At 30.5% G+C, this 3,105-nt stretch carries 4 protein-coding genes; 1 reads left to right on the top strand and 3 read right to left on the bottom strand.

Annotation, left to right across the window (positions count from 1 at the left end; all coding sequences use genetic code 11):
• A partial coding sequence (locus ABF682_RS12025; protein ID WP_415605420.1) for a hypothetical protein occupies positions 1-1,180 on the top strand: 1,180 nt, incomplete at its 5' end.
• A gap of 134 nt (positions 1,181-1,314) precedes the next feature.
• Here the strand turns inward: ABF682_RS12025 and ABF682_RS12020 are convergent.
• The 3 genes from ABF682_RS12020 to ABF682_RS12010 form a co-directional block, all read right to left on the bottom strand.
• The gene (locus ABF682_RS12020) at positions 1,315-1,803 is read right to left on the bottom strand and encodes a hypothetical protein (protein WP_223801978.1); all 489 of its coding nucleotides are present in this window, start codon (positions 1,801-1,803) and stop codon (positions 1,315-1,317) included.
• A gap of 259 nt (positions 1,804-2,062) precedes the next feature.
• Positions 2,063-2,770: a site-specific DNA-methyltransferase gene (locus ABF682_RS12015; protein WP_317848776.1), complete on the bottom strand. Its 708-nt coding sequence runs from the start codon at positions 2,768-2,770 to the stop codon at positions 2,063-2,065.
• Positions 2,771-2,800: 30 nt separating this feature from the next.
• Positions 2,801-3,105, bottom strand: a 305-nt coding sequence (locus ABF682_RS12010; protein ID WP_415605421.1) for a DUF536 domain-containing protein, incomplete at its 5' end; no start/stop codon positions are given.

Raw genomic sequence — 3,105 nt, 5'->3', positions numbered from 1 at the left:
AAACCTACATTTCTTTCTGCCGAAAACCTACATTTTTAAACTGCCCTTGACACAAGTCACTGAGCAAAATGAATTGCTTGAAGATATAAAAAAAGAATTTCCCTTAAATGAAGATCTAGATATTGGTGGGACTAAACCCGCAATAAATGTATTCAACGAAATAGACAACAAAAAGTACGATTATAATTTATCTTTAAATAATTTAGAAAATCTTGATTTTAAAAGAGTTGCCAGGGGGAGCAATAATTATAGACTTGTTTTTTCAGTAGTTTCAGAGGAAGATAAGACAACTTTAATTCCGAATGTTGAAACTATCTATGATGCGAAGAAAAAATTATTGGATCTTCTTTTAGAGATAAACAAATTTTCAGATTTCATGTTAAAAAATGATAAGCGTAAAGAATTAGTCGATGAATTAACAAATTTATCTAAAGATAAAGATATAAATGATAAAATTTTTAATTTCAGATTCATAAGTTCAAAAGACGATGGTACGGAACATGAATTTCTAAGGTCTGTAGTTACTCAAAATCGCTATAAAACATATGATAATCCAATTATATTGTATATCTCACTTATACTAATTCATAATCTTTCCAAAACCACAAAGAAGGATTTTTACTTGGACAGCATGCACGTCAGTGATTCTACACTTGATGCTTCATTTCTGGAAAAATCAGGAATGAAAATTGACAAGGATATAATTGTTACAACAGGTTTAATTATTTCTAATAGTGAGTTAGGTGATGGTGCTGCTAAATTTAATGCTGTATATAAAGTGGAGAATACAGACGGTAAAAAAGTTACAGTAATCAGAGATGAACTTGCAACTATTAATCATGGCAACAATCCAGATACGATTAAAGAAAAATTGAAGAAATTAGAAAATCTTGAGCAAAATCGAAAAGATACTATATTAGCTGTCAAAGAAATTAAATGGTCTAAAAAGATAAAAAGAGATGATGTTTTAAAGTTAATGGCATTGATTAGTCATGTGAGGAACGTTCCCTCAAGGTTAAAAGATTCAATGAAAAAAAGCATAGATCAAATCGATTTAACAAAACAAGCATATAATGTTCTTGGAATTTTTGATAAATTAGATGGCTTTTTGGAGGAAGAGGATCCTGATATCGCCTTAATATTAGAATCAAAGTTTAACGAGTGGCTAACTAGATTCTAAATAGTTTAAGGACTATAGCTGCTTAAAAATCAATAATAGCCCCCAACATCTACATTATAGATGTTGGGGGCTATTGTTTCAATGTTTTTGAGGGGCGATTTGTTAGTTATAGACCCTCAAAGCGGCTAATAAGTTTATTTGCATTCACTAATTGCCTTTAAATATGCGATAGCCCTTTCTTTATTACAGTTTGACCACACTCCAGAGTACGGCTTAACTTTATTATGTTTACCTAAGGTAAAGGCACCCTTTAAATTAGCACCCTCAAAAAAGAAGGTTCGGTCACCGTAAATGGTGTTAGAACAAATAATAATTAACTCTTCAATGATGGCTTGATGACTAATATTAGCTGTTGGGGAAGGAAGGGTGACTATGTAATTAGTGTTTGAAACTAATACAGCATTTGGAGTGATAGTTATTTTTGGAAAGTCCTTATCCTTATCCTTATTTGAAGAACCGTTGACAAACGTAATATCTTGGCTTTTTTGAATTTTATAAAAACGTACCGAATCTACAACAGTATTATCACCGGTTAATGAAAAATATTGTAAATCATAGGGATATGAAATGAATTTCCACATAGGAAAAACACCATTTATGATTTTATCATCTTCTGCAACCATTTTAATAATACTTAGAAGGAAGGTTCCGGTAAAGGCAACTAAAGCTGAGTATAGCGAAGAGTTAGTAATCAACAGACAAAATGAAAGTATAGTCAACAAAACTATAAATGCAATTGCTAGGTGCATGTGTTTTTTTTGTTGGTAATGAATAACAACTTGCCTCCTTAGACTTTATTTGAAATAGAATTTCCTGTTAGTTATAGTCTCTATTTGGATTGTAGTCACTTATTATACCCTCTCTTAAAAGTTGTCTCAGGAACTAGCTTACATCCATGTTGTTAGAGTAAACAAGAACAAACTCTGCGGTCTTTACTACACTACCATTAATAGCAGCATATCTTCTTGTGCCTGCTACTGCGGAAGTTTCAATGTGTAAATTTGAAACAAAAGAATTTATTCCAAAAATATCATCCATTAATAATTTTAATTGACTTTGTTCATTATCATCAATAGAAATAAAAATAATTCCGTCCTTAGATAAAAGCCTTTTTGCTATTTTTAGCCTACTAGCCATAAAGCTAAGCCATTTAGAATGCTTGTAAGAGTCATCCTTCTTCACAAAATAGTCATTATATTTGAAATCTTTATGTCCAGTATTATAAGGCGGATCAATATAAATAATATCAATTTTGCCCAGACTTGTTTTTTCTAATAAATGAAGACTATGCAAATTGTCTCCCTCTAAAAGGAAATCATATTTTTCAGAATCACTGTTATTAATTTCTTTACCTTTATCTTCGATAAAGATTGGAATTTTAGTTTTCATCTCCTTTTCAACTTTTTCTAAATGTTCTTCCCATACTAATCCATACTTTTTTGTTTTCAGTAATTGTATTAATTTCTCCAGTTGGGGAATATCCTTCAAGTTACCATCGTTTTGAGCTCTATAAATTAAAGATTTTACATAATCAATAGAGTTATTTCTTTCATTTTTCTTAGGGAAATCATTAAAATTATTATTAGACATAAAATTTATATGTTCCTTTCAATTAATAAATTAGCGATTTCTATTCCAAAAATGCCACCAACTCTTATTGATTTTATTTTTATGTATTTTTTTTTGATTTTTGTCAGTATCGACAACACCATTTTTATTTTTCTTGTCGTTTTTTTTATTGATATAACTGGAATTATCACCATTCGACAAGTTGTCGCTTTCTTTGGTTGCTTGTCGTTTCTGAGTTGAATTAGAAGATTCAGGAAGACCATTCAATTCTTGGATATGGCCTTTTAATTGCCGATTTTCCGCAAGTGTCGCTAACTGTAGTTGTTGCTGCTGATCCAAGGACTTTTGTAATTTGG

Source organism: Liquorilactobacillus sp. (assembly GCF_047719775.1).
GTDB lineage: Bacteria > Bacillota > Bacilli > Lactobacillales > Lactobacillaceae > Liquorilactobacillus.
Note: the sequence above shows the minus strand (reverse complement) of the source record. Positions and strands in the feature narration are given on the sequence as shown.